Source organism: Marinobacter sp. PE14 (assembly GCF_053566155.1).
Genome location: NZ_JBQXNY010000003.1, coordinates 597,671 through 617,171, shown reverse-complemented (window position 1 = coordinate 617,171; position 19,501 = coordinate 597,671). Strand labels below are relative to the sequence as shown.

Genomic DNA, 19,501 nt, shown 5'->3' with positions numbered 1-19,501 from the left:
TCGACGAGTCACTGTCCTGATATTTCATACCCGAAACACCTCGGCCAGCGCCCACACGAATTACTTGGTCAACTTTTTAAAGAGCGTTTGAGCTGTTGCTCAATCAAGGTGGCGTATTCTACATCGTAGCGCCGCCTTGTCAACCGTTTATTTTTCGATGTTTTCCGTCTCCGGAAAGCGCCGAAAAATGACCCGGCTTACTGCTTGTTTCGAGGCGCGCATTCTACAGTGAATCGCCTGCCTGTCAACTGCTTTCTGAAGAATTTTAAAACTCATTTTCTTCAGCGCTTTCAAACAGTTATCTTTCGATTTCTGAGCCGCCTCAGCGGTGCTCCCCTCGAAAGAGATGCGCATTCTACAGACCTGCCCGAGGGTGTCAACGGTTGGCCCAGAATTTTTTCGCAAATCGTCATCAAACCTTCATAAGCCTCGCCGATCAGAGCGAGGCCTGGATGACCCTCACAGCTCAACGGTAATCGAATTTGCCGAGTCGCGAGCTCTTTTGCGCGCTTCATCCACCGTGGCGCCCTTCGCCAGGGCAACGCCCATTCGACGGCGACCCTTCAACTCGGGCTTGCCGAACAACCGCAACTGGGTATCCGGCTCGGAAAGCGCTGACTCAAGACCCGAATAGGAAACGGATGCCGAATCCCCCTCAGGAAGAATCACAGCTGATGCCGAGGGACCGGTCTGCCGTATCGCGGGAATGGGCAAGCCCAGAATGGCTCGGGCATGCAGAGCAAATTCGGACAGATCCTGTGAGACCAACGTTACCAGGCCGGTATCGTGAGGACGCGGCGAAACCTCGGAAAACCAGACATTGTCTTCCTTAACAAAAAGCTCTACGCCGTAAATGCCGTAGCCACCAAGGTTTTCGACCACAGCACGAGCAACTTCGGCCGAACGCTCGTAGGCCAAAGGAGCCATTGGCTGTGGTTGCCAGGACTCCCGATAGTCTCCGTCTTCCTGCCTGTGCCCGATGGGCTCACAAAAAGACACGCCATCACGGTGCTTGACGGTGAGCAGGGTAATCTCGTAGTCAAAGTCCACAAAACCTTCGACAATAACCCTTCCCTTACCGGCACGCCCGCCAGACTGAGCATATTCCCAGGCCGCTTCAATATCAGCCTCGGTCTTGACGGTACTCTGCCCCTTGCCCGATGAGCTCATCACCGGCTTTACCACGAGCGGCAGGCCTATTTCGTTCACAGCGGCGAGGTATTCTTCCCGGGTACCCGCAAAGCGGTAGGGTGAGGTGGGCAGCCCGAGCTCTTCAGCCGCAAGCCGACGGATTCCCTCACGGTTCATTGTAAGATTCACCGCTCTGGCCGTTGGGATAACGTGATAACCCTCTTCTTCCAGCTTAACCAGCTCCGGCGTGGCAATGGCTTCAATCTCCGGAACAATCAGATCCGGCTTTTCCTGCTCGATAACGCGGCGCAGGCTGACGCCATCGAGCATGTCGATGACGTGGTTCCGGTGAGCCACCTGCATCGCAGGCGCACCTGCATATCTATCCACAGCAATCACTTCGACGCCATAACGCTGAAGCTCAATGACAACTTCCTTGCCAAGCTCACCGGATCCACAAAACAACACCCTGAAGGCGTTACCTTTAAGGGGAGTACCAATTCGAACTGAGTCAGTCATGATTTACCAACACCTATGTTAGCCGTGAATCAGGGAACCTTTTTCGCGCTCCGCCACTTTCCGGAGCACCTCGCGCCGTTCGTCGTCATCCATCCTGCTCCAGAGGGTGATCTCATCCCCGCTCCGATGACAGCCCACACAGATGTCATTTTCATCAAGTGCACAGATGCTCACGCAGGGCGAGCGAACTTTGTCAGCAACACTCATTTTTTCGGCTCGCAGGGCTTGAGCTCATCGGCATAACGAGCAGCATTCTGCACATAATGCTGCGCACTCATTTCCAGCATCTTCTTCTGGCTATCGTTGAGCTCCCGCTTGATCTTGCCTGGCGAACCGACAACCATGGAACCGTCCGGCACCTCCATTCCCTCGGGAATGAGGGCATTAGCGCCAATCAGGCAGTGCTTACCAATCTTGGCGCCGTTCAGAACCACAGCATTTATGCCAATTAAAGAGTAATCACCAATCTCGCACCCATGGAGCATTACCTTGTGTCCAACCGTTACACCCTTACCCAGAGTAAGAGGCATACCCGGGTCTGTATGCAGCACAGAACCGTCCTGAACATTTGTTTCAGGCCCTATGGTGATCCACTCGTTATCACCACGTAGAACGGCATTGAACCAGACGCTGGCCTTATCCATCAGCCGGACCCGGCCTATCACCGACGCGTTCTCGGCCACAAAGTGACCCTCACCTTCCAGTTCCGGCGTTCGGTCATTCAACTGGTAAAACATTTTTCACCCTCCTTCAGGCGGTTCAAGCAGATCGATTCCGGCATCGTACACAGCGTTCAGGAAGTCAACCAGAACCACTGCCGACAACCCCCAAATTTCGTAGCGCTCCCACCGATAGCAGGGCACGTAAAACGTATGGTTCAGGAAATCCAGAGCATCTGTGCGTTCCCGTCTATCTTCCAGAAAAAACGATAGCGGCACGCGGAATACACTTTCGATTTCATGGGGGTTTGGCTCCAGAGGATGATCTCCGGGAATCACACCAACGTAAGGAGTAACAAGAATTCCGTAGCGGGACATCACCTGACTGAGCGGTGCAACTATTTGTACTTGATCCGGCGGCAAACCGATCTCTTCATGGGTTTCACGTAACGCCGTTGCTGCCAGAGATGGGTCTTCCGGATCCCTTTTGCCGCCGGGGTATGCCACCTGCCCGCGATGGGTGCTCAAATTCTCAGACCTGAGCGTAAAGATCATCTCGGGGTTTCGCAGATCGTCGGTTACCGGAACCAATATGCCCGCCTCAGGATAATCCAGAGCCAGCTGGCGCGGGGCATAGCCGGCCAGGCGCTCGGCAAGTAAATCACGCAATGTTCATCTCCACGGTACATCCGGAGGTTGGATGAGACAGAGGCAGCCGGGATCGTTAAACTGACTACCAAACCAATTTCAGTATACGGGGAAAATCATGAAGTACTGCAGCACATGCGGCCATCCGGTTGAACAACGCATCCCCGAAGGCGATAACCGTCACCGCTATGTCTGTGTAAGCTGCGATACCATACATTACCAGAACCCACGGATTGTCGCCGGCACGGTGCCCGTCTGGGAAGGTCAGATACTGCTCTGTCGCCGGGCTATCGAACCTCGCTATGGTTACTGGACCCTGCCTGCCGGTTTCATGGAAAACGCGGAAACCACTATTGAGGCCGCCGAGCGGGAAACAATGGAAGAAGCGCTTGCGGAGGTAAACATTGAAGGCCTCTATTCCATCATCGACGTCCCGCACATCAATCAGGTACACATGTTCTACCGGGCCACGCTGAAAGACGGTCAGTTTGGCGCAGGCGAAGAGTCCCTCGAATCCAGACTGTTCGGCCTGGACGAGATTCCCTGGGAGGAAATCTCGTTCCCAACCGTAAAACGAACCCTGGAACTTTTCCTGTCTGACTACAGGCGTGAATCTTTCGGGGTTCACGTGAGCGATATCCGCCACCCCATGGCGAAAGACCGCAAGTAGCGCGGGCGACTACAAGTCTTCCATTCGATAGATCTCGTAAGCGGGCTCCTCGTAAGGGTGAGCCTGCTTGAGCGCCGCGAGGGCATCCTTTATCAGCTCGTCGGCACAAACCAGTTCGACTTTGTACTCATCCACTACTTCAATCTCCCCGACATTGCCGAGAAACGGATCGCTTCCTTCAAGCGGACGAAACTGCCCTCTTCCAAGACATTGCCAGGCACAGGAATCGTAATCACCGATACGACCGGCGCCGGCATCGAACAATGCCTGTTTGGTTTTCTCAACGTGAGTTTCCGGAACGAAATAACACATCTTGTACATCGAAAACCCTCCTTCAGATCGGATATTTTTTGTACAGATTAATAGCTTAGATACTTACCCACAGAATCTGTGGATAACTCTGGGGAAAGTTTTTGGGAACACGCCTCCAAACCCCGTAATCACTGCACTTCCGTTAAATTGGCGACAAAATCACCTGATTCATTTATTCTATATTTTTCAAATAGTTATGGCTTTTGGGCAAAAGTTGAACCAAATTCCCGCTCTTTGTGCACAGAACAAACAGGAAGGCACCCGCAATGTGCATAAAAAAACTGAGTCAAGGGAATTTTTGCCATTTTTGCCGTTTTTTTCCCTTGAAAAATGCCCAAAAACAGGGCGCCCAATAAAAAAGCCGGCTTTGGAATAAACACTCATGTTGAGCGCACCCAAAACCGGCTTGTTACTGGAACGGAAAATTAGCCGAACCAGCGTCTCGCATTTCGGAACATGCGAATCCAGGAACCATCTTCCTGCCACTCTGACGGACGCCAGGAATGCTGAACAGCCCGGAACACTCGCTCGGGATGCGGCATCATGATGGTGACCCTGCCGTCGCGCGTCGTCACACCAGTAATCCCGGCTTCGGACCCATTCGGGTTATAGGGATAGCGTACGGTCGCCTGCCCTCGATTATCCACATAGCGCAGCGCCACCAACTCGTTCTCGGAGAGAGCTTCTGCCGAGGTGCCGCTGGCAAACTCAACCCTGCCTTCGCCGTGGGCAACAGCAATCGGCATACGGGAACCGGCCATGCCATCCATGAACGCCGACGGTGACGGCATCACCTCAGCCATAACCAGGCGCGCCTCAAACTGCTCGGACTGGTTGCGCACGAAACGTGGCCATCCCTCACTTCCCGGAATAAGCTCGTGAAGATTGGAGAGCATCTGACAGCCATTGCACACACCCAGAGCCAGCGTGTCCTGGCGATTGAAGAACGCCGCAAACTGGTCCCTGACCCGATCGCTGAACAGAATCGATTTGGCCCAGCCCTCGCCAGCGCCCAAAACGTCACCGTAGGAGAAACCGCCACAGGCAACCAGGCTGTTAAAGCCATCCAGCGCAACCCGCCCAGAGAGCAGATCACTCATGTGCACATCTACCGAATCGAAACCGGCACGATCAAATGCGGCCGCCATCTCAACCTGACCATTCACGCCCTGCTCCCGCAGAACCGCAACCTTTGGACGGGCTCCCTTGCTGATATACGGTGCAGCCACGTCGTCGTTGATATCGTAGGAGAGTTCGGCGTGGAGACCGGGATCCTCTGCGTCAAGCAGGTTATCGAATTCTTCGCGGGCGCAATCGGCGTTATCCCGGAGCGACTGAACACGGTAACTGGTTTCGGACCACAGGCGCTGAAGCTCCACCCGGGATTCATCCACCACAGTGCTACCTTCGAATGTCAGGCGAAGGTTGTCAGTATCATTCGGGCTACCGACAACACTGATGTAGTCCCCAAGACCTGCGGCAGAGAATTGCTGCAGGACAAAACCGGTGTCTTCCCTGCGCACCTGAATGACGGCACCCAGCTCTTCATTAAACAGTTCCCGGGCGAACTGACTGCGATCCTCGGCGAGGCCATCCAGCTTGATATCAACCCCACAGCGGCCGGCGAAACACATTTCGGCCAGAGTGACGAACAGGCCGCCATCCGAACGATCGTGATAGGCCAGGAGCTTACCGTCGCTGTTCAGACCCTGAATAACGGCAAAGAAAGCCTTGATATCCTCCGGGTCATCCAGATCCGGCGCAACTGCGCCGACCTGACGGTAAACCTGAGCCAGAGCAGAGCCCCCGAGACGGTTCTGGCCGGCAGCAAGATCCACAAGGATCAGGTCTGTCTCGCCAGCATCTTTGACCAGCTGGGGAGTCAGCGTTCTGGCAACATCAATCACGGGTGCAAAGCCACTGACAATCAATGAAAGCGGAGCAGTTACGCTTTTCTGTTCGCCACTGTCTTCTTCCCACATGGTCTTCATGGACATGGAATCCTTGCCCACGGGGATCGTGATTCCAAGCTCCGGGCACAATTCCATGCCTACGGCGCGAACGGTCTCATAGAGATTTTCATCTTCGCCCGGGTGGCCAGCAGCGGCCATCCAGTTTGCAGAGAGGCGGATATCAGACAATTTGCCGATCGGCGCCGCGGCCATATTGGTAATCACTTCACCCACAGCCATACGACCGGACGCGGGCGCATCAATCGTCGCGACCGGCGTGCGCTCGCCCATGGCCATCGCTTCACCAGTGCGAACATCGAAGGAGGTGGAAGTCACAGCCACATCAGCAACCGGAACCTGCCAGGGCCCAACCATCTGATCCCGCGCAACCAGGCCGGTAATGGTCCGGTCACCGATGGTGATTAAAAAGCTCTTGGAGCCAACGGACGGCAGACGCAGAACGCGGCGAATGGCGTCATCCAGATCGATTTTGGTGGAGTCGAAAATGGGCTTCGTGAAGGAAGCGCGGCTGACACTCCGGTGCATGCGTGGCGGCTTGCCGAACAGCACTTCCATCGGCAGGTCAACCGGCTTGTCGTCAAAGTAGGAATCGCCCAGTTCCAGGTGGTGAGCCTCTGTCGCCTCACCAATCACTGCATAGGGGCAGCGCTCGCGGCGGCAAAGGGCATCAAATTGCTCCAGGTTTTCCGGAGCCACTGCCATCACATACCGTTCCTGGGATTCGTTACACCAGATTTCCAGCGGAGACATTCCCGGCTCGTCACTGGGAATATCGCGAAGCTCGAATTTGCCGCCGCGACCGCCATCTTTGACAAGCTCAGGCATAGCGTTGGACAGACCACCGGCGCCCACGTCATGGATGAAAGCGATAGGGTTCTTGTCGCCCATCTGCCAGCAGCGGTCGATCACTTCCTGGCACCGGCGCTCCATCTCGGGGTTGTCCCGCTGTACTGACGCAAAGTCGAGATTTTCGTTACTGGAGCCCGAATCCATGGACGAAGCCGCGCCACCGCCAAGACCGATCAGCATGGAGGGCCCACCCAACACGATGAGTTTCGCGCCCACCGGGATGTTGCCCTTCTCAACATGCTCTTCACTAATGTTGCCAAGACCACCGGCAATCATGATCGGCTTGTGGTAACCGCGGACTTCCTCGCCGGCGGCTCCGGGCACTTTTTCTTCAAAAGTCCGGAAGTAGCCGGCCAGGTTGGGACGTCCGAATTCGTTATTGAATGCCGCGCCGCCGATAGGCCCTTCAATCATAATGTCTAGCGGTGAAGCGATGCGTTCAGGTTTGCCGTAATTGATTTCCCATGGCTGGGGATCGTCCGGCAGATTCAGGTTGGACACTGTGAAACCGGTCAGACCTGCCTTGGGCTTGGAGCCCCGACCGGTTGCACCTTCGTCGCGAATTTCGCCGCCGGAGCCCGTGGCGGCGCCGGCTGCAGGGGCAATCGCCGTCGGGTGGTTGTGCGTTTCCACCTTCATCAGAATATGGATGTCTTCTTCGTTATATCCGTAGACACCCGTCTCGGGATCCGGGAAGAAGCGGCCACCACGACTGCCCCGAATAACCGAGGCGTTGTCCTTGTATGCCGATAGCACGCCCTCGCTGTTCATCTCGAAGGTATTCCGGATCATGGCGAACAGGGATTTTTCCTGACCCTCGCCGTCAATATCCCAGGACGCGTTGAATATCTTGTGTCGACAATGCTCGGAGTTCGCCTGGGCGAACATCATGAGTTCCACGTCAGTCGGATCCCGCTCAAGATCCGTGAAGGACTTCACCAGGTAGTCGATTTCATCTTCGGCAAGCGCCAGACCCAGGCGCGAGTTGGCTTCAACCAGGGCATCGCGGCCACCGGCGAGAACAGGCACCCTTCCCAGGAGCCGCGGCTCTTCATGGCTGAACAACAGCTCTGCGCCGCCCATCTCATGAAATACCTTCTGGGTCATGCGGTCATGCAGCAGCGCTGCGATCTTCTCGCGCTGTTCCAGGCCAAGCTTGCGCCCCGAACGAATGTAGTAGGCCGTGCCCCGCTCAATGCGGTGTATCTGCCGCAGGCCACAGTTTCGGGCGATGTCCGTTGCCTTGCTGGACCAGGGCGAGAGCGTGCCGGGGCGAGGTACCACCAGGAAAAGCACGCCGTCAGGCTCTTCCACCGGCACACTCGGGCCGTAGGTCAGGAGCCGGTCCAGAATAGCTTGCTCAGAGTCCGAGAGGTCTGCCTCCAGGTCAACAAAGTGCATGAACTCAGCGTAAACATGCTCGATTTCAGGCACGATATCCTGAATTCGGGAATGCAATTTGCGGGAGCGGAATGGCGAGAGCGCGGGAGCGCCGCGAAGTTCAAGCATGATATCAACCTGTATCGCGCGAAACGGGGAAGTCTGGGTGCAATTTGAAAGGCCGACATGATACTCGAAAGCGGGGTCAGGATACAGCGCTTGAGGCGTTAATCCCGAGCCGTACAATTGACATTGTTTTGCATATTAATTAACCAGCTTTATTGACCAGGCCTCCGACACAAAGGATCATTGACTGCGTGGAAAGGAATTCCACGCTAAGGATAAATAAGGTTGCGTGGCTTCGAGCGACGCTACAACCAGATGATCCAGCCGTGACGGAGTCCATGGACTTGCCAAAGACACTTGCTGCCTTCAAAAGCGCATCCGCCGGGATAATTTTCTTCCTCGGCACCGCCCTGATACTGACCGGATGCTCACAGCCCAGTACTCTCCAGGAAATCCGGGACGAGGGAGTGCTGCATGTGATTACCCGGACGGCGCCGTCTATCTATGTGGAAAGTGAGGACGGCCCCACCGGCTATGACTACGAACTGGCAAAACTGTTCGCCGATGAACTTGGGGTAAAACTCCGCGTCCGCGTCGCCGAAAACAACACAGAAATCCTGTCTGTTCTGGAAAAGAACTACGCCCACTTCGGGATGCTTGGGCTTTCCAGGCAACCCCATACCGCCAATCAGTATCGCACCGTAGCGACCGGCATCACCGCCCAGTCGATTCTGGTTTATAACCGCGATTTAGAGCGGCCTGAATCATTGCAAGACCTGATCGGGAAAACGGTGCACGTGGTATCCGACAGCAACCACGAGCACCGCCTCAATGAAGCCCGCAAGGAAAACGCAGAGCTTCAGTGGCAGGTACATTCCGGCCTGGACGCTGCGGGTGTTCTGTCCCGCGTTGAAAGCGGCGAATTCCCCTACGCGATGGTTGCCTCCAACGAGCTCGACCTTAACCACGTATTCTACCCAATGGTGAAAGAGGCCTTTACGGTTGGAGAGCCCGGTGAACTGGCCTGGTTTTTCCCGTCAGCGCAGGATGATTCCCTGGCAAAAGCGGCCCGTCAGTTCCTGGAAACCCTAGAGACCAACGGAACTCTGGCCCAGATTGCCGAGCGCTTCTATGGCCACCTTGATCGACTCAATTACGTGGGCGCCCGAACCTTCATGCATCATGTGGAGAACCGGCTGCCCAAATACGAGTCGCTGTTTCGCGACTATGCCACGGACTTCAATATGGACTGGCGACTGCTCGCGGCCATTGGTTACCAGGAGTCCCACTGGCGCCCCAATGCCGTATCCCCCACCGGGGTCCGTGGACTGATGATGCTGACCCGAAACACTGCCAGCCATATCGGCATCAACAACCGCCTGGACGCCGAAGAAAGCATCCAGGGCGGCGCAAAGTATTTCCGGATCGTGCACGAGAAAATCCCGGAACGGATCCCGGAGCCGGACCGCACCTGGTTCGCCCTCGCCTCCTACAACGTGGGTTTCGGGCATCTGGAGGACGCCCGTCGGCTTACAGAAGGCGCGGGACGGGACCCTGACCGGTGGATGGATGTTAAAGAATTCCTGCCGTTACTGGCCGAGAAGGAATGGTATACCAAGACCCGCTTTGGCTATGCCCGGGGCCACGAACCGGTGATCTACGTCCAGAATATCCGGCGCTATTACGATGTCCTCGCCCGGCTTAACCAGCCGGGCATCCCGGCGACCGAAGCAGAGGAACAGATCGTACAGATGGAGGAAAGCCGGGGGCCGGAAGGCCCATCAGGCGAGCTGCAAACGGATGGAAAGCTCAGGGCCGGCCTGCCCGCAGAACTAGGCATGATACCGCCGACCCTGTGAAGCAGCGGACTTCCGCAGCCTATTCGCTACGAGCCTCGAGCGCGCGCTCTACCTGACTGCCGGAAAAGCCCCTACGATTCAGGAAACGCGCCTGACGCACTTTTTCGTCCCAGTCTTCACTCAGATCCGCCAGGCCAAACCGCTTATCGCGGATACCGATAGCTCGCTGACACCAATCCTCCTCCGTCATCTCGTCAACACACTCCGGAGTCTTATGAACCCCGCGCTGCTGAAGTTCGCCAAGAATCCGTAGCGGTCCGTAACCAAGGTCCATTCTCTGGCGGGCGTAGACGTCAGCAAACCGGTCATCGTCAAGCCACCCCTCTTTCTCGTAATCATCCAGAACGGCGTTAATAATGTCGCCCGCCACCTTTCGTTGACGGAGTTTCAGGCTTAATTCGAGGCGACTGTGCTCGCGTCTGGCAAGCAACCTGAGTGCCGTTGCCCGGGCCTTGTATTCCTGATCGTTGTCATTTTCCTGTTTTGCCATACAGACCCTTTCCGCACACGCATACAAAACGCTAGACTAGCCGCGAATTTTTCCTACTGGCCAGCACCTCAGGCTGAGCAGTCAAACTACCCGGCATCCCTGATCGGATGCCGACGGCCGGTGGCGGCCCAACTTTGCCCGACACCGTGAACTGGTTTCAACACCCAAGGATACTCTTATGGCCGCGTTCATCCAGAAACTGTTCAAATCCCGCAAGACAACCGAGGCAACGACCAAACAGCGGAAAGCCACCCAGCCAGAGCCTGTCGAACAGGAAGATACCCGGACTGACCGGAGGGAAGAACAGCTCAAAACACTGGAGAGCGCACCATCCCGGGATGTTCTGGCCAAGCTTGCCATAGAGGGCGTTACGGCGGATATCCGGCAGTCCGCTGCAGGCAGACTGACCGACGAAGCCAGCCTGCAGGAAGTGCAGAAACAGGCCAAAGGCCGTGATAAAGGCGTCTACCAGATCGTTAAACTGGCACTTCAGCAACGGCGCGAAGAACAGGCCCGGCTGGACAGCATCAGCCAGACCATCGCTACCCTTACCCGCCACGCGCAGGACCAGGCGAAAAGTGACGATACCAAGCTTTATGAGGCCCGGCTCGATGCCCTGCTGAAGCAATGGACAGAGGTGGAAACACACGCCACAGCGGAACAGGCCCAGGCATTTCTCGAAGCGGTTCACCTGTGCAAAGAGCGCATTGCGGCCCTGCAATCTGCGGCGGAAGATGAAAAGCGCCAGCGCGAGCAGAAGCTACAACGTCAGGAAACCCTGGATCTGCTGACCCGCACACTGGACGAGCTCAAGTCTCAACCGCCTGAGACACTGCCCTCACTGGCGTCTCTGGATGCACTCCAGAAGACCCAGGAAAACCGCTGGCTGGAAGCAACCCGGGACACGGCAGTGGAAAAGCAGGAACAGAAAGCCTACGAAACCGCCATGCTCTCACTGCGCAATTACCTGAATTCTGTCCGTCGGATTACCCAGGAACGGGAAACCATCGTCCAACTTGGCGCTCTGCTCGAGGGTGCAGACGATGCCACGGAAGAGCAACGTGCCCAGGCAAAAACACTGGTTGCCGAGATCAACTGGCCGGAAGGCTACCCCATCCCGGCAATGCTCGAGCCATTGCGGAAGCTGGCCGGCAAACGCAAGAAACCGGCAGAGCCCCGCGTTGATCAGGAGCAGCAGAAAGCTCTGGCCGCTCGTCTCGAAGCCGAAATCAGGCAACTGGAGGAAGCACTAGAGGCCAAGCAGCTGAAAGAATCCAAACAGCTCTTCAAAACGGCACAACAGCACTTCCGGGATCTGGACCAGCGCCACGCAAAACCTTACCAAGCGCGTATGCAGCTGCTTACCGGGCAATTGCGTGAACTCTCGGACTGGCAGGGCTTCGCCACAGAACCCAAGCAGATTGCCCTGTGCGAGCAAATGGAATACCTGGCAGAGCAGCCAATGGACCCGGAAGCAAAGGCTGAGCGAATCAAGGAGTTGCAGAATGAGTGGCGCGATCTTGGCGGATCGTCAGATCGCTCGCTGTGGTCCCGGTTCAAAGCTGCCTCGGATAAGGCTTACGAGCCCTGCAAGGCCTACTTCTCTGCCAAGTCAGGCCTCAAACAGGCGAATCTGGAAAAACGGTCCGCCATTTGCGAGCAGCTCGAAAGCTTCCTGGACAATGCCGACTGGTCTTCAATCGAGTGGAAAGCCGCAGAACGAATCCACCAGACTGCTCGCCAGGAGTGGAAAGAGGCCTGGCCAGTGGAGTTCCGCGACAATCGGGCCGTTCAAAAGCGCTTCGACGAACTGCTCAAGAGGCTGGAAGCACCTCTGGACGAGGAACGGCGCAAAAACGAAGCTCTGAAACAGGCGATCGTGGACAAGGCCCAGGCCCTGGTCGAACACGAGCCGCTTCAGGAGGCCATGAATCAGGCCAAGGCCCTCCAGGGAGACTGGCAAGCCATCGGAATCACCCGCCATCGCGAAGACCGCAAACTATGGCAAGCGTTCCGAAAGGCCTGTGACCAGATCTTTGCCCGCCGTGATGCCGAGCGCTCGGAACAGCAGCAGGTATCACTGGCCGCCGACGAGACAGCGCAAGCAGGCCTGAATCAGGTTTCGGGAATATCCTCTGAAAGTGATGAGCAGGCAGTCACTGCGGCCCTGGCGACGCTCAAGGAAATTGATGCCGCTGCGCTCTCAAAAGGCGCCAGAGAAAAGGTCCAGAAAGAAAAGCAGCGGCTGAGCAAGATTCTCTCCGCCCTGAGACTGCAGGCAAAAATGGCTTCGTGGCAGTCTCTGGTGATGGCGGCCACAGCGGGCGAATCCGTCAGTGAATCAGCGCCTCAGCACTGGGCTGCGCTGGCCGAAACGTCAGATGCCAGCGATCCGGTCGAACTGGTGATTCGCGCAGAAATCCTTTGCGGTGTGCCCTCGCCCGAAGCGGATCAGCAGCGCCGCATGGAAATCCAGGTTCAGCGCCTTGCCAATGGCATGGGTTCCGCCGACAACAGCACGGATCAAATGCAGGATGTAGAAAAACTGCTGGCAGCCTGGTGCCTGGGTGGCACCAGCAAAAACGCGGACACGGAGCTCGCTGATCGACTGAACAAGGCCATCGCCAATCTGAATGAGGCCTGAGGCGCCCAGCGCTCTACTCCCGCTGATGTTCCCTGACGAATTCCCTGGCTTCCTTTACGGCGGCCAGGGATTTCTGTTTCATCCCCTTGAGCTCCTCGTCCGCCAGATAAAACATCATATCGATTGAATGCCGGTAATACCGTGTGGGCAGCCGGTTGAGAGCCACGCACATAACATCGGTCAGATAGTCCGCTGTGTCAGACTCCTCCCGTGTTGCCTCGATGGCATCCACCACCAGCCGCTCGTAGAAATTGTCGATTGCATCTCGCAGAGACATGGCTTGCGCCTCCCGAATTCGTCTGCGGTTTCTAACACCATAGAAGCCAGCCCCCTCCTTGTCATGGTTCATGAGCAATTTCGCCAATGCGATTGGCAGCCGGCGTCATTACCCCCTGCAACCGCAACCGGCTATGGTTGTGTCATCGGTAAATCAAACCCGAAAACAATATGACCAGAGGACAAGCAATGACCACCGAGGCTTATATCTTCGATGCAGTCCGCACCCCCAGGGGGCGCGGGAAAAAAGACGGATCACTTCACAGCGTCAAACCCATCTCGCTGTTGACCACGGTGCTCCATGCGCTGCAGGAGAGGAACAGCCTGGATACCGCCCAGGTGGACGACATTGTGATGGGCTGCGTGACCGCCGTGGGTGACCAGGGTGCGGATATCGCCAAGACGGCAGCGCTGGCCGCTGACTGGGATGAAAAAGTGGCGGGCGTTACCCTGAACCGTTTCTGCGCCTCCGGATTGGAAGCCGTGAATCTGGCGGCCATGAAAGTTCGCTCTGGCTGGGAAGACATGGTGGTTGCCGGCGGTGTGGAGGCCATGTCCCGTGTGCCCATGGGCGCCGACGGCGGAGCCTGGGCCACAGATCCGGAAACCAATCTGCATACCGGTTTCATGCCCCAGGGCATCGGCGCAGACCTGATTGCCACCCTTGAGGGCTTCAGCCGTGAAGACGTTGATGGCTTTGCCGTGAAATCCCAGCAGAAAGCGGCCAATGCCTGGCAGAACGGCTACTTTGCGAAGTCCATCATTCCGATCACTGACCAGAATGGCGTGGTGATCCTTGATCGCGATGAGCATGTGCGTGGCAACACTTCCCTGGAAAGCCTTTCCGGCCTGAAACCCTCCTTCCAGATGATGGGCGAGATGGGCTTCGACGGTGTCGCCCGGGAGAAATACCATTACGTGGAGAAGATTAACCACGTTCATCATGCCGGTAACTCCTCCGGCATCGTCGACGGCGCCACCGCCATGCTGATCGGCAGCGAGGCCAAGGGCAAGGCCATGGGCCTGACACCCCGTGCCCGCATTATTGCCACAGCAGTCACCAGCACCGATCCGACCATCATGCTGACCGGTCCTGCCCCGGCCGCACGCAAGGCACTGGAAAAAGCGGGCATGACCGCCGATCAGATCGATCTGTTTGAAGTGAACGAGGCCTTCGCCTCTGTGGTTATGCGCTTCCAGCGGGAACTCTCGGTTCCCGACGAAAAAGTGAACGTGAACGGCGGAGCTATCGCCATGGGCCACCCGCTGGGTGCCACCGGCGCCATGATTCTTGGCACCCTGCTGGATGAGCTGGAGCGGCGGGAGCTGCGCTACGGCCTGGCCACATTGTGCGTCGGTGGCGGCATGGGCATTGCCACCATCATTGAGCGCGTCTGAACCCGTCCACTTTTCCAGGAGAACCAATTATGAGTGCTATTCGTTATGAACTGGGTTCAGACCAGATCCTGACCCTCACCATCGATATGCCCGGCCAGTCCGCCAACACCATGAACGCTACTTTCCGGGACGCCCTCTCGGAAACCGCCGCAAAAGTGAAGGAAAACCTGGATAACATTCGCGGCATCATCATTGCGTCGGCCAAAAAGACGTTTTTTGCCGGCGGCGACCTGAAAGAACTGCATAAGGTCACCCGCGAAGACGCCAGGACTTTCGAGGATATGGTCAACGGCCTGAAATCCCACATGCGGTTTCTGGAAACCACCGGAAAACCCGTGGTGGCAGCCATCAACGGCTCCGCCCTGGGTGGCGGCCTCGAGATTGCCCTCGCCTGTCATTACCGTGTCGCCATCAATGACGACAGCATTCAACTTGGACTGCCGGAAGTGACTCTGGGCCTGCTTCCAGGTGGCGGCGGCACCCAGCGACTGCCTCGAATGATTGGCCTGGAGGCAGCCTTCCCGTTCCTGATGGAAGGCAAAAAGGTAAATCCGAAAGCTGCGCTCAAGGCCGGCATTATCAACGAACTGGCAGATTCTGCCGACGATATGATCACCAAAGCCCGGACGTTTATTGAGGCCAACCCGAAATGTCAGCAGCCGTGGGACCAGAAAGGCTTCAGGTTCCCGGGTGGCGCGCCCCACCACCCTGCCATGGCGCAGAAGCTGGCCATCGCTCCGGCTATGCTGAAGCAGAAGACCAAAGGCTGCTACCCGGCCCCGGAGCGCATCCTTTCTGCTGCCGTTGAAGGCGCTCAGGTCGATTTCGATAACGGCAGCCTGATCGAAACCCGGTATTTTGCGGAACTGGTGATCGGCCAGGTCGCCAAGAATATGACCGGGACCTTCTGGTTCCAGTTGAACGCCATCAAGGCCGGCGGCAGCCGCCCCGAGGGCGTTGAGAAAGAAACCTTCCGCAAGGTGGGTGTTCTCGGAGCGGGCATGATGGGCGCAGGTATCGCCTATTCCACGGCCACACGGGGTATCGATGTGGTACTTAAAGACGTCTCCATTGAAAATGCCGAAAAAGGCAAAAGCTACTCGGAGAACCTGCTCGCCAAGAAGGTCAGCCGTGGCCGAATGACCGAAGAACAGAAAGCAGACATCCTGAGCCGCATCAAGGCCACCGATTCGGCAGACGATCTGGAAGGCTGTGATCTGGTGATCGAGGCGGTCTTCGAGGACAGTGGACTGAAGGCAAAAGTGACCCAGGAAGCGGAGCCCAAACTGGTGGCAAACGGGATTTTTGCGTCCAACACCTCAACCATCCCCATTACCCAGCTCGCCGGAGCCTCTTCGAACGCCGAAAACTTCATTGGCCTGCATTTCTTTTCACCGGTAGACAAGATGCAGCTGGTGGAAATCATCGTTGGCGAAAAAACCTCGGATGAAACTCTGGCGCGCTCGTTTGACTACGTTCAGCAGATCGGAAAGATTCCGGTGGTGGTCAACGACAGTCGAGGGTTCTTCACCTCGCGGGTCTTTGGGACCTTCGTCAACGAGGGCATCTGCATGCTTGGTGAAGGTATTCATCCAGCAAGCATTGATAACGCGGGAGTACTGGCCGGTATGCCCGTCGGGCCACTGGCTATTTCCGACGAAGTCAGCATGACCCTGATGCAACACATCCGGGACCAGAGTAAAAAGGATACGGAAGCCGCCGGCGGCACCTGGAATCCCCACCCCGCGGAGGCCGTCATCGATGCGATGGTCAACGAGCATGGCCGCAAGGGCAAGGCTGCGGGCGCGGGCTTCTATGAGTACCCTGCCAACGGGAAGAAACACCTCTGGCCGGAGCTGGAAACTCTGTTCGTGAATGCGGAGAAGGCAAGAACGGTCAAACTGCAGGAGCTGAAAGACCGGATCCTCTTTATTCAGGCCATCGAAACGGTTCGCTGTCTGGAGGAAGGCGTATTGCGTACGGTAGAGGATGCGAATATCGGCAGTATCTTTGGCATCGGCTATGCGCCGTGGACCGGTGGCGCGATTCAATTCATCAATCAGTATGGCGTGAGGGCATTCACGGAGAGGGCATCCGCGCTCGCCGAGACCTATGGTGAACGCTTTGCGCCGCCCAGGCTGTTGCAGGAAAAGGCGGAAACAAACACGCCGCTCGCCTGATTCAGCCTCTGCACGTCTACTGCCGGGAGTATTTACCAATTCTCCCGGCAGTGTCCTCGCGCGCAAAACTCCTCAACCCCAATGACCCCTCGGTTACGAACGTGGCGTCTTCATGGACAGATTGTCACGATCCGATACGCCGTGCCTATGGCATCGGGTGTAGTGCTTGCCTACAATAAATTTAATAAGTCACGGGTAGACATTCCCTCACAAACCGAGGGGCTCCCAACACCGTCAGGTAAGCATTTATGACCATCGCGGAAAGAATTATGGCTCGTCGCTCTTCGGCCGGATCTGTTCGGTTCGGGGTGTGCAAGGCAATGACTGTAGCATTACTGCTGTCTGCGCCACTGGGGCTTCATGCCAACGTTGAAACGCCAGACGTGTACGAGCCAGTTGCACCGACGATTGATCAGGCGCGAGCCAATATCCTGATCGCCCGTCAGCTGCAGTTCACCCACTTCCGGGACCTTGGAATCAGCGATGAACTCTCCGGAGATGTGTTTGATGCCTACCTGAATTACCTCGACGGGCAGAGAATCTATCTGTCGCAGGACGACATTGCGAAGTTCGACAAAATCCGCACTCAACTTGGCTCTGCCCTGAAAACCGGTCAGCTTCAGCCCGGGTTCGATATTTACAATCTGGTTCAACAGCGGATTATCGAGCGCCTCCAGTTTGCCTTGGAAACAATCGACCAGGGCATCGGCACGCTGGATTTCTCGGCCAGCGAAAGCATTCTGGTCGACCGCTCGAAAGCGGACTGGGAATCGAACGCCAAGGCTTTGGACGATCTCTGGGTCAAGCGAATCAAAAATGCGGTGCTGGCTCAGCGCCTGAACGGAGCAGAAGACGAGGCCATCGTTGAAACCCTGCGCCGCCGCTACGAAGGCCAGTTGAAACGCGCGTACCAGGCCCGCAGTGAAGACGCCTTCCAGGCCTATATGAATGCCTTTACCGGCATGTGGGACCCGCACACGTCCTACTTTTCACCGCGCACCTCCGAAAACTTCAACATCAACATGAGCCTTTCGCTGGAAGGCATCGGTGCCGTGCTTCAGTCAGACAACGAATACACCAAGGTGGTGAGACTGGTACCCGGCGGTCCCGCGTCCAAGCAGGGTCAGCTTGAGCCCGCAGATCGCATTGTCTCGGTGGCACAGGAAGGCGAAAAACCGGTGAATGTGATCGGCTGGCGCCTGGACGAAGTGGTGGATCTGATTCGTGGGCCACGCAATTCAACCGTCACCCTGGAAGTGATTCCGGCCAACGCCTCCGATGAGACTATTACCGCGACCATTGCCATCAAACGCGATGAAGTAAAGCTGGAAGAGCAGAGCGCCAGCAAGGACACCATACGCCTTGAACGTGGCGGCAAGGAATATACGATTGGCGTTATTACCATTCCCACGTTCTATGCGGATTTCCAGGCCATGCAGGCTGGTGATCCGAACTACAAGAGCACGACTCGTGATGTCCGCAACCTGATTGCGGAGCTCGAAGCCAACGGCGTCGACGGCCTGGTGATGGATTTGCGAAACAATGGTGGGGGTGCACTGCACGAAGCCAATGATCTGGTTGGCCTGTTTATCGACAAAGGCCCCACCGTGCAGATTCGCAACGCCAACAACGATGTCCAGGTACTGAATGACGAGGATCCGTCGGTGGCCTACGACGGGCCTCTGGTGGTGCTTACTAACCGTATGAGTGCGTCAGCGTCCGAAATTTTCGCCGGCGCCATCCAGGACTATGGCCGCGGACTGGTTGTCGGTTCCCAGACTTTTGGCAAGGGCACCGTTCAGGCTGTACGTCCTCTGAACCATGGGCAACTCAAGATCACCCAGTCCAAATTCTACCGGGTATCCGGCGGCTCTACCCAACATAAAGGGGTCATCCCGGACATCGAGATTCCTTCTCGTATCGACAAGACCCGCATCGGTGAGGACGCGCTGGATCATGCCCTGCCCTGGGACCAGATCGAGGCTGTGCCGCACACCCGCTACTTCGATTTCAGCGGCATTATCGATGAGCTTCGCAAGCGGCACGAAGAGCGGTTCTCAACCAACCCTGAATTCAGCCTGCTACAGCAGGAGATCGACTTCCTGACCAAACAGCGCGCCACCGACAGCGTCAGCCTCAACCTGGAAGAACGCCGCGCCGAACACGAACAGATTGAACGCACACGGCTCACCATCGCAAATGCCCGTCGTGAACTGAAAGGCCAGACACCTTTCGAGTCGCTGGAAGACCTTGAAGACTGGCAAGACCAGCAGGCGGCGGACCTGAATTCCACCGACGAGGAGCTGGATTTCGTGATACGGGAAGGCGGACATATCATGGCGGACATGCTGGACCTTGATAACCGCATGGCATCGATCCTGGATCCCCAGCAATTTGCGGCACAGTCCCCGGCCGCCGCCGTGACACGTTGAACAGGCAGCTCCGGG

General features: G+C 56.7%; 15 protein-coding genes. 6 read left to right on the top strand and 9 right to left on the bottom strand.

Annotated features, from left to right (window positions below):
* Positions 1 to 147 precede the first annotated feature (147 nt).
* The 5 genes from ACWJ62_RS13510 to ACWJ62_RS13490 all read right to left on the bottom strand — a co-directional run bounded on the left by ACWJ62_RS13510 (position 148) and on the right by ACWJ62_RS13490 (position 2,978).
* On the bottom strand, positions 148 to 354 hold the full coding sequence (locus ACWJ62_RS13510; RefSeq protein WP_008171484.1) for a hypothetical protein: 207 nt from the start codon (positions 352 to 354) through the stop codon (positions 148 to 150).
* A 105-nt stretch (positions 355 to 459) separates the two neighbouring features.
* Positions 460 to 1,650 (bottom strand): formate-dependent phosphoribosylglycinamide formyltransferase, encoded by a 1,191-nt coding sequence (gene purT / locus ACWJ62_RS13505; protein ID WP_449286642.1) that lies wholly within the window; start codon positions 1,648 to 1,650, stop codon positions 460 to 462.
* Positions 1,651 to 1,668: 18 nt separating this feature from the next.
* Complete coding sequence (locus tag ACWJ62_RS13500) at positions 1,669 to 1,857, bottom strand: DUF1289 domain-containing protein (protein WP_088828775.1); 189 nt, start codon at positions 1,855 to 1,857, stop codon at positions 1,669 to 1,671.
* Positions 1,854 to 2,387, bottom strand: a complete 534-nt coding sequence (locus ACWJ62_RS13495) for a gamma carbonic anhydrase family protein (RefSeq protein WP_008171478.1) — start codon at positions 2,385 to 2,387, stop codon at positions 1,854 to 1,856. Before ACWJ62_RS13495 ends, ACWJ62_RS13500 begins: the two co-directional genes overlap by 4 nt.
* Positions 2,388 to 2,390: 3 nt before the next feature.
* Entirely contained in the window at positions 2,391 to 2,978 is a 588-nt protein-coding gene (locus ACWJ62_RS13490) for an NUDIX hydrolase (protein WP_449286641.1), read from the bottom strand.
* Positions 2,979 to 3,075: 97 nt separating this feature from the next.
* On the opposite strand from ACWJ62_RS13490, the gene ACWJ62_RS13485 reads away from it, so the two are divergent.
* Positions 3,076 to 3,627 (top strand): NUDIX hydrolase, encoded by a 552-nt coding sequence (locus tag ACWJ62_RS13485; RefSeq protein ID WP_449286640.1) that lies wholly within the window; start codon positions 3,076 to 3,078, stop codon positions 3,625 to 3,627.
* Between the two features lie 9 nt (positions 3,628 to 3,636).
* Here ACWJ62_RS13485 and ACWJ62_RS13480 read toward each other — a convergent pair whose 3' ends face one another.
* Entirely contained in the window at positions 3,637 to 3,948 is a 312-nt protein-coding gene (locus ACWJ62_RS13480) for an NGG1p interacting factor NIF3 (RefSeq protein ID WP_449286639.1), read from the bottom strand.
* 416 nt (positions 3,949 to 4,364) lie between these two features.
* The gene (purL, locus tag ACWJ62_RS13475; protein ID WP_449286638.1) at positions 4,365 to 8,270 is read right to left on the bottom strand and encodes a phosphoribosylformylglycinamidine synthase; all 3,906 of its coding nucleotides are present in this window, start codon (positions 8,268 to 8,270) and stop codon (positions 4,365 to 4,367) included.
* 275 nt (positions 8,271 to 8,545) lie between these two features.
* Here purL and mltF point away from each other — a divergent pair, with 275 nt between their 5' ends.
* Positions 8,546 to 10,066, top strand: a complete 1,521-nt coding sequence (gene mltF, locus ACWJ62_RS13470) for a membrane-bound lytic murein transglycosylase MltF (RefSeq protein WP_449286637.1) — start codon at positions 8,546 to 8,548, stop codon at positions 10,064 to 10,066.
* 19 nt (positions 10,067 to 10,085) lie between these two features.
* On the opposite strand, the gene ACWJ62_RS13465 is transcribed toward mltF, so the two are convergent.
* Positions 10,086 to 10,556, bottom strand: coding sequence for a regulatory protein RecX (locus ACWJ62_RS13465; RefSeq protein ID WP_449286636.1), 471 nt, complete (start codon positions 10,554 to 10,556; stop codon positions 10,086 to 10,088).
* Positions 10,557 to 10,734: 178 nt separating this feature from the next.
* Here ACWJ62_RS13465 and ACWJ62_RS13460 point away from each other — a divergent pair, with 178 nt between their 5' ends.
* Positions 10,735 to 13,200 carry a DUF349 domain-containing protein gene (locus tag ACWJ62_RS13460; protein ID WP_449286635.1) on the top strand — a complete coding sequence of 822 codons (2,466 nt, stop codon included), beginning with the start codon at positions 10,735 to 10,737 and terminating at the stop codon, positions 13,198 to 13,200.
* Between the two features lie 13 nt (positions 13,201 to 13,213).
* On the opposite strand, the gene ACWJ62_RS13455 is transcribed toward ACWJ62_RS13460, so the two are convergent.
* Positions 13,214 to 13,477 carry a late competence development ComFB family protein gene (locus ACWJ62_RS13455; RefSeq protein WP_014576682.1) on the bottom strand — a complete coding sequence of 88 codons (264 nt, stop codon included), beginning with the start codon at positions 13,475 to 13,477 and terminating at the stop codon, positions 13,214 to 13,216.
* Positions 13,478 to 13,665: 188 nt separating this feature from the next.
* Here ACWJ62_RS13455 and ACWJ62_RS13450 point away from each other — a divergent pair, with 188 nt between their 5' ends.
* The 3 genes from ACWJ62_RS13450 to ACWJ62_RS13440 all read left to right on the top strand — a co-directional run bounded on the left by ACWJ62_RS13450 (position 13,666) and on the right by ACWJ62_RS13440 (position 19,486).
* Complete coding sequence (locus ACWJ62_RS13450; RefSeq protein ID WP_449286634.1) at positions 13,666 to 14,874, top strand: acetyl-CoA C-acetyltransferase; 1,209 nt, start codon at positions 13,666 to 13,668, stop codon at positions 14,872 to 14,874.
* A gap of 29 nt (positions 14,875 to 14,903) precedes the next feature.
* Positions 14,904 to 17,054: a 3-hydroxyacyl-CoA dehydrogenase NAD-binding domain-containing protein gene (locus ACWJ62_RS13445; RefSeq protein ID WP_449286633.1), complete on the top strand. Its 2,151-nt coding sequence runs from the start codon at positions 14,904 to 14,906 to the stop codon at positions 17,052 to 17,054.
* Between the two features lie 248 nt (positions 17,055 to 17,302).
* The gene (locus ACWJ62_RS13440; protein WP_449286632.1) at positions 17,303 to 19,486 is read left to right on the top strand and encodes a carboxy terminal-processing peptidase; all 2,184 of its coding nucleotides are present in this window, start codon (positions 17,303 to 17,305) and stop codon (positions 19,484 to 19,486) included.
* The last annotated feature ends 15 nt before the right edge of the window (positions 19,487 to 19,501 follow it).

Excerpts from the sequence above, each read along its gene's own strand:
- mltF (WP_449286637.1), top strand. The coding sequence starts at position 8,546 with ATGGACTTGCCAAAGACACTTGCTGCCTTCAAAAGCGCATCCGCCGGG.
- purL (WP_449286638.1), bottom strand. The coding sequence starts at position 8,270 with ATGCTTGAACTTCGCGGCGCTCCCGCGCTCTCGCCATTCCGCTCCCGC.
- ACWJ62_RS13500 (WP_088828775.1), bottom strand. The coding sequence starts at position 1,857 with ATGAGTGTTGCTGACAAAGTTCGCTCGCCCTGCGTGAGCATCTGTGCA.
- ACWJ62_RS13450 (WP_449286634.1), top strand. The coding sequence starts at position 13,666 with ATGACCACCGAGGCTTATATCTTCGATGCAGTCCGCACCCCCAGGGGG.
- ACWJ62_RS13480 (WP_449286639.1), bottom strand. The coding sequence starts at position 3,948 with ATGTACAAGATGTGTTATTTCGTTCCGGAAACTCACGTTGAGAAAACC.
- ACWJ62_RS13485 (WP_449286640.1), top strand. The coding sequence starts at position 3,076 with ATGAAGTACTGCAGCACATGCGGCCATCCGGTTGAACAACGCATCCCC.
- ACWJ62_RS13495 (WP_008171478.1), bottom strand. The coding sequence starts at position 2,387 with ATGTTTTACCAGTTGAATGACCGAACGCCGGAACTGGAAGGTGAGGGT.
- ACWJ62_RS13440 (WP_449286632.1), top strand. The coding sequence starts at position 17,303 with ATGACCATCGCGGAAAGAATTATGGCTCGTCGCTCTTCGGCCGGATCT.
- ACWJ62_RS13465 (WP_449286636.1), bottom strand. The coding sequence starts at position 10,556 with ATGGCAAAACAGGAAAATGACAACGATCAGGAATACAAGGCCCGGGCA.
- ACWJ62_RS13510 (WP_008171484.1), bottom strand. The coding sequence starts at position 354 with ATGCGCATCTCTTTCGAGGGGAGCACCGCTGAGGCGGCTCAGAAATCG.
- purT (WP_449286642.1), bottom strand. The coding sequence starts at position 1,650 with ATGACTGACTCAGTTCGAATTGGTACTCCCCTTAAAGGTAACGCCTTC.
- ACWJ62_RS13445 (WP_449286633.1), top strand. The coding sequence starts at position 14,904 with ATGAGTGCTATTCGTTATGAACTGGGTTCAGACCAGATCCTGACCCTC.
- ACWJ62_RS13460 (WP_449286635.1), top strand. The coding sequence starts at position 10,735 with ATGGCCGCGTTCATCCAGAAACTGTTCAAATCCCGCAAGACAACCGAG.
- ACWJ62_RS13455 (WP_014576682.1), bottom strand. The coding sequence starts at position 13,477 with ATGTCTCTGCGAGATGCAATCGACAATTTCTACGAGCGGCTGGTGGTG.